Below are 5,448 nucleotides of genomic sequence, written 5' to 3' on the forward strand. Positions count from 1 at the left end.
GCTTATGTTTGGTCCCATAGCTGTTATAAGTGCTGATACATCAATTTTAGAGTGTATTGAAGCGACTTTAAAAGTAACTTTACCATTATTGTCTGTTGTGCTTACAGCTTTTCCATCAACAGATATTTTTATATTTTTCATATATTGATATAATGATTGCTCAAATTCAAGTGTTGCATATACTTGACCATCTTTAACTTCTATATATGATGTTTCTTTTAAAGAATTTCTTACCATACTAGCTCCCATTGAACTATTTCCTGTGTAAGTTGTTTTATTTTTTATTTTGTAAGTTCCATCTTCTAATTTATTTGGTTTTGCTACTGTTTTTTCTAAAACTTTTACTGTTATTGTTTTAGTTGTAGTTAATCCTTTAGAGTCTGTTACTTCATATGTAACACTATAAGTACCAGCTTTGTTCGTATTAACATTATCGCTTATAACTTTTATGCTCTTAGTTAAATCTCCTTCTTCTTTATCATTTGCTGTTGCTAGAGATTTAGCATCAAAGCTATCTCCCACATATATAGATACATCACTTGCACTTATTACTGGTGCTTCATTCTTTTCTTCAAGTTCTAATGATCCTAATAATACATTCATAGTGAAACTATGTGCTGGCATATTAGGTATTGGTATATTAACGTCATAAGTTAACTGAATAGCTGAATCTAAGCTACCTAATTCCACTGTATATTTTCTATCATCTGTTTTTGTAAAATTAGTAGTTTTTCCATCTACTGTTATAGATATGTTATCTATCATAGAATATTGATCACCTTGTTCAGGTGTTGCAAATTCAAGTGTCATATATATTTTATTATTTATTACTTCTATTAAAATATCTTCTGATAATGCCGCTCTTAATTTGTCATATCCATTTGTACTTACTTGACCATCTTTGATATACTCGATTTTATTTTTCACTGTGTATTTTTTATTTTCTAGTGATCTTTCTACTACTGTAGTATTTGTATTACTATCAGCATAAACACTCTTCACTCCTATTGTTGATGATGATATTACTGATATTAGTGCCATTGTTGTAACTGCGATTTTTAAATTCCTTTTTTTGAAAGCCATTTTTTTCCCTCCATATATTATTAATTTATTATTTTTGTTTATATTGACTTTTTTATTTATCTAATATATTATTTTTAATTGATATTGATTTTCATTAACAAATATATTATATAATTTAATTTTTACAAAGTTTTAAATATATTTGTATTTTTTATAATATATTTAGTTAAATTTCAAAATTAATAATTTTTAGGGGAAAACTTATGGAGTTTATAATTTTAGTGATAACAGATTTTTATCAATGTTGTAGCATACCCGTCAAAGCTATATCATATGAGTTAGATGAAATATATAAAATTGGCTATAACGAATATTTAGAAGAGATTTTTCCTTTAAATGATATATCATCTTTGATTAATAATTGTGATAGTGTGGTCAATTCTCATTTTGAAATAAGCAATAATCTTCATTATAAAGTTGTAAATATTTCTAAATTGGATAAATATAAAGGTTTTTTTGTACTAGGTCCAATATGTAGTGAAAAAACAAGTGAAAATGTACATAATATACCTCATCGCACTGTGGAATGTCTAAATTATATTTCTAACTTAATTTTAAATATATCAGAAGATAAAATCGATAAAAATATGAATAATAAATGTTTCAATCCTTATATAAAAAAGGCTATTGAATACGTCCATAAAAATTACGAAAATGATATAACTATAACTTCAATATGCCAACATTTAAATATTAATAAAAGTTACTTTTGCAGTATATTTAAAAATGATACGGGACAGACTTTCTCATATTTTTTAAATCATTTTAGAGTGGAAAAAAGTAAAAAACTTCTACAAGGCACCGACTTAAGTCTACTTGATATTGCCATATCTGTAGGATTTAATAATCAAAATTATTATAGTATGGTCTTTAAAAAATTTACTAACAAAACACCTTCCCAATATAGAGCTTCCAATTATGTAGAGAAAAGAAATGAATTACAAGAAAATTATTAACCAAAAATAGAGAGATTACATTAATATAAACTCTCTATTTTTGGTTATTTTGATTTATACTATAAAAATTGTAGAATAATGCTTAGACTTATTTTAAAATAAAATATATAACATTTAAAAAGGGGGGATGAAAATTTGAAAAAGATTTGGATTGATACGGTTTCCATAGGTCAAGAAGTCTTTATTCACGGGGAAAAGTATATATGCCAAGGAATATCATTATGTGAAAGCGATGGTAATTCTTATTGTGAGTTTATGCTATATAGTGAAACTCAAAATAAAAACGAATGGCTGGAAGTTGAGCTAGTGGATAATGGTAATTATGAGTTATATTTATACTCTGATATAGGTATTAGCAGATATAATTCTTTATTAAAAAATGATTTTTACAATAGTGAAACCTACTCTGCAAAAGCTACTGTAATAAAATGTAAAGGTGACTTTGATGCTGATATAAACGAAAGGTTTGATTATACAGAATACTATTCTAATGACAAAGTATTAAGTGTAGAAGATTGGTATGGAGTAATTGAATATAGTCTTGGAAAAGAAATACAATTAGAAGATGTAGTACTTGGTGAGATTATTAAAAATAAATCAAATAAATTTAACTCTAAAAAACCTATTTCTATAGTAGTACTAGTACTAATTATATTTTTATCACTTGTTTTTTTAATACCATCTAGACTTTTTGCTTCTTACTGCTCTCCTACTTGCACAAAGTATAGTAAAGATTGGTGTTGCATAAATGTAGATAAATGTAAGGTAACACATAAAGTATGCAAAAGTATGTATTATACTAATTCAAGTTCTGTGAGATATAGAAGTTATGGAAGTAGAAACCCAGTAGGTGGGGGAACAAGTTTCGGAAAATAATGGAGGTGTTTTTATGGATTTAATAGTAACATCAGTATATGCTTTTTTAGGTGTTATACTTATGATTGTTGGAAATATGATGGTAGATCTTATAATTCCAGGTAAATTTCCAGAAGAAATTAAAAAAGGTAATATGGCTATAGGTTGTATAATGGCTGCTATATCTATATCTGTAGGTATAATATTCAAGTCAGCTGTTATGTCTCCAAGTAGTGAAACTGTTAAACTTAGTCTTATTCAAGATTTAGGAGTAGTAAGTATTTATTTTATATTAGGAATGTTAATATGCATGGTTGGTTATTTAATGATATTATTTTTCTATAGAAAGCTTGAATTAAATGAAGAAATACTGAAAGGAAATATGGCTGCTGGTTTAGTTGTGGCAGGATTATTTATAGGATTAGCTACAATTATAAGTGGTGCAATTGCATAATATGAATACAGACACTAAAGAATTTAATCATAAATTATTAATGTTAACAACCCTAATAATATCAGGTTGTTCAATAGTATACGAACTCTTAATAAGCGCTATAGGATCTTATTTAGTGGGAGATAGTATCAAGCAATTTTCCATAACCATTGGATTATATATGAGTGCAATGGGATTAGGTTCTTATTTATCTAAATATCTAAAAAGAAACTTATTTGATTTTTTAGTTACTGTAGAATTAATGGTAGGTATAGTTGGTGGTTTTTCGGCTGTTATACTATTTTCTGCTAACTTATATCTAAGTTCATATAATATTGTAATGTACTATCAAGTTATTTTTATAGGTGTACTTGTAGGACTTGAAATTCCCTTGTTAACTAGAATTATGGAAGAATACAAAAGTAATTTAAGTATTACTTTATCAAGCATTTTTACTTTTGATTATATTGGTGGTTTGCTTGGTTCTATTTTATTCCCATTACTTTTATTACCTCAATTAGGTTACTTTACAACATCATTTTTAGTTGGAAGTTTGAACATAGTTGCTGCTATAATAATAATTTCTAACTATAAAAAATACTTAAATTTCTATAAATACTTTAAAGTTTTATCTATAATAAGTTTGATTATTATGATTATAGGTTCAATTTTTTCAGAAGAACTATCTAGTACAATTGAAGATAAAATGTATATGGATAAAGTAATTTTTTCAAAGCAAACACCCTACCAAAGAATTGTAATGACTAAATTTAAAAATGATGTAAGATTGTTTTTAGATGGAAATATTCAATTTTCCTCTAGTGATGAATATAGATATCATGAGGCTTTAGTTCATATACCAATGAGCGCTGCAAAAAATACTGAAAATGTGCTTATACTAGGTGGCGGTGATGGTCTTGCTTCTAGGGAAGTTCTAAAATATGAAGATGTAAAAAAAATAACTCTAGTTGATTTAGATAAAGAAATGACAGACTTATGTAAGTCAGATAAAATCATCTCAAAGTTGAATGAAAATGCTTTAAGTAGTGAAAAATTAGAAGTTATAAATGAAGATGCATTTAGATTTTTAGAAAATAATAGACAAATTTACGATGTAATAATAGTAGATTTACCGGATCCAAACAACGATGCTTTAAACAAATTATATACTAATTTATTTTATAGACTATGCAACAGAAGTCTTGATGAAGATGGTGCAATGGTTGTCCAATCAACAAGTCCTTATTCTGCTAAGGATGCTTTTTGGTGTATAAATAAAACCATCAAATTGGAAGGCTTTAATGTAAATCCTTATCATATTCAAGTTCCTTCCTTCGGTGAATGGGGATTTAATTTAGCTACTAAAAATAACTTAAATATAGATAATCTAAAGTTAAAAGTAGCAACTAAATGTTTAAGTGATGAAATATTACCTAGTTTATTTGCATTTGCAAAAGATGAATTAGCAGATTTAGATAAAATAAAAGAAAATACACTATCTCATCCAAAACTAATTGATTATTACCAAAAAGCTGTAGAGGAATGGATATAATGAATAATTTTGATAAAGCATTGGGAAATCATATTATTGTAGAATATTATAATTGTGATACAGAAGTATTAAAAAAACATGAATACATAGAAGAAATCATGAATTTAGCAGCTAAAGATATGGGGGCAACTATTATTGAGTCTGTGTTTCATATGTTTAATCCTTTGGGTGTTTCTGGAGCTATTATTATTACTGAATCTCATTTGACAATTCACACATGGCCTGAACATAATTATGCCGCTGTTGATTTGTTTACTTGCGGAAATTTAGATCCTTGGATAGGATTTGATAGTTTGAAAAGATTTTTAAAAGCATCAAGTTATGACGCCAAGGTGATTAAGAGAGGTTTATTTAAAAATATAGAAAGAGCATAGCAATTTTTTCAATTGTAAATAGAAATGGTGAACTATTGATAAGTTCACCATTTAATTTTTATAGATTTATAGAGACTGTGAATTTTTTTCTGTAAATAGCTTTCTATGATAAAATTATTAAGGCGTGGATATGAAAATTAATTATCCATGCCTTAATTTGAATGTAGTTTTAATTTAATCGCATGTCAAGTACAC

General features: G+C 26.6%; 6 protein-coding genes. 5 read left to right on the forward strand and 1 reads right to left on the reverse strand.

Translation table 11 applies throughout. The annotated features are described in order from the left end of the window. A partial coding sequence (locus J7G74_RS13575; protein ID WP_297136316.1) for an NEAT domain-containing protein occupies positions 1-1,083 on the reverse strand: 1,083 nt, incomplete at its 3' end. Between the two features lie 203 nt (positions 1,084-1,286). On the opposite strand from J7G74_RS13575, the gene J7G74_RS13580 reads away from it, so the two are divergent. From J7G74_RS13580 to speD, 5 genes are all read left to right on the forward strand, one after another. Continuing rightward, positions 1,287-2,039, forward strand: coding sequence for a helix-turn-helix domain-containing protein (locus J7G74_RS13580; protein ID WP_297136318.1), 753 nt, complete (start codon positions 1,287-1,289; stop codon positions 2,037-2,039). A gap of 135 nt (positions 2,040-2,174) precedes the next feature. Then, positions 2,175-2,915: a DUF4178 domain-containing protein gene (locus J7G74_RS13585; protein ID WP_297136320.1), complete on the forward strand. Its 741-nt coding sequence runs from the start codon at positions 2,175-2,177 to the stop codon at positions 2,913-2,915. 13 nt (positions 2,916-2,928) lie between these two features. Then, positions 2,929-3,348 (forward strand): DUF350 domain-containing protein, encoded by a 420-nt coding sequence (locus J7G74_RS13590; protein WP_297136322.1) that lies wholly within the window; start codon positions 2,929-2,931, stop codon positions 3,346-3,348. 1 nt (position 3,349) lies between these two features. Continuing rightward, the gene (locus J7G74_RS13595) at positions 3,350-4,879 is read left to right on the forward strand and encodes a polyamine aminopropyltransferase (protein ID WP_297136324.1); all 1,530 of its coding nucleotides are present in this window, start codon (positions 3,350-3,352) and stop codon (positions 4,877-4,879) included. After that, positions 4,879-5,253 carry an adenosylmethionine decarboxylase gene (speD, locus tag J7G74_RS13600; protein WP_297136325.1) on the forward strand — a complete coding sequence of 125 codons (375 nt, stop codon included), beginning with the start codon at positions 4,879-4,881 and terminating at the stop codon, positions 5,251-5,253. The genes J7G74_RS13595 and speD overlap by 1 nt, the downstream gene beginning before the upstream one ends. The last annotated feature ends 195 nt before the right edge of the window (positions 5,254-5,448 follow it).

This window comes from Terrisporobacter sp. (genome assembly GCF_017888745.1).
GTDB lineage: Bacteria > Bacillota > Clostridia > Peptostreptococcales > Peptostreptococcaceae > Terrisporobacter.

Excerpts from the sequence above, each read along its gene's own strand:
- J7G74_RS13580 (WP_297136318.1), top strand. The coding sequence starts at position 1,287 with ATGGAGTTTATAATTTTAGTGATAACAGATTTTTATCAATGTTGTAGC.
- J7G74_RS13590 (WP_297136322.1), top strand. The coding sequence starts at position 2,929 with ATGGATTTAATAGTAACATCAGTATATGCTTTTTTAGGTGTTATACTT.
- J7G74_RS13595 (WP_297136324.1), top strand. The coding sequence starts at position 3,350 with ATGAATACAGACACTAAAGAATTTAATCATAAATTATTAATGTTAACA.
- speD (WP_297136325.1), top strand. The coding sequence starts at position 4,879 with ATGAATAATTTTGATAAAGCATTGGGAAATCATATTATTGTAGAATAT.